This window comes from Acidovorax sp. SRB_14 (genome assembly GCF_012932145.1).
In the GTDB taxonomy this organism is placed as follows: domain Bacteria; phylum Pseudomonadota; class Gammaproteobacteria; order Burkholderiales; family Burkholderiaceae_C; genus Simplicispira.
In genome coordinates this window covers 1-414 of record NZ_MWOK01000049.1, presented here as the reverse complement: position 1 = coordinate 414, position 414 = coordinate 1, and the positions used below count along the sequence as shown (strand labels likewise).

Sequence of the window (414 nt, the reverse complement as noted above, 5' to 3'; positions counted from 1 at the left end):
GGTGACTGACCAGGCGCTTTATTGCGAATAAGGCGGGGCCGGGAATACGGGGGCAACATCAGGCCAGACATGGATTGACCAAACCCTGCGCATGCCACTGACCGCTTTGTGGCAGATATCGTGAATCCAATCGACAAACTCGGCCGACAGCAATCGCTGCACAGCAGACATATGACGATGAAGCTCGAACGGCAGCAACGGGCCTATATCAGCCGTCGAGACGCTGATTTTGAGCATGACTTCGGACCGGGTATCTCATCTCCTTCGGTCGGATCCGTAACAGACCTGACGTGCTGACCGAGGCCCTGCGTTAGCAGCAGAACCATGTCCGAGCCCACCTAATCGGCCAGGTGATCTTGCCCCCGTATTTCAGGACACGGCTATTCGCAATGTAGCGTCTCGGCTTGAGCGAGA

The 414-nt window shown here is 56.5% G+C and carries 1 protein-coding gene; it reads right to left on the bottom strand.

The genetic code is table 11. The features are described from left to right. Nucleotides 1-18 precede the first annotated feature (18 nt). A complete protein-coding gene (locus B2J86_RS18030) occupies nt 19-237 on the bottom strand; it encodes a hypothetical protein (protein WP_216842435.1) in 219 nt (72 codons plus the stop codon). Nucleotides 238-414 lie beyond the last annotated feature (177 nt).

Coding starts and splice junctions, on each gene's coding strand:
- B2J86_RS18030 (WP_216842435.1), bottom strand. CDS start 237: ATGCTCAAAATCAGCGTCTCGACGGCTGATATAGGCCCGTTGCTGCCG.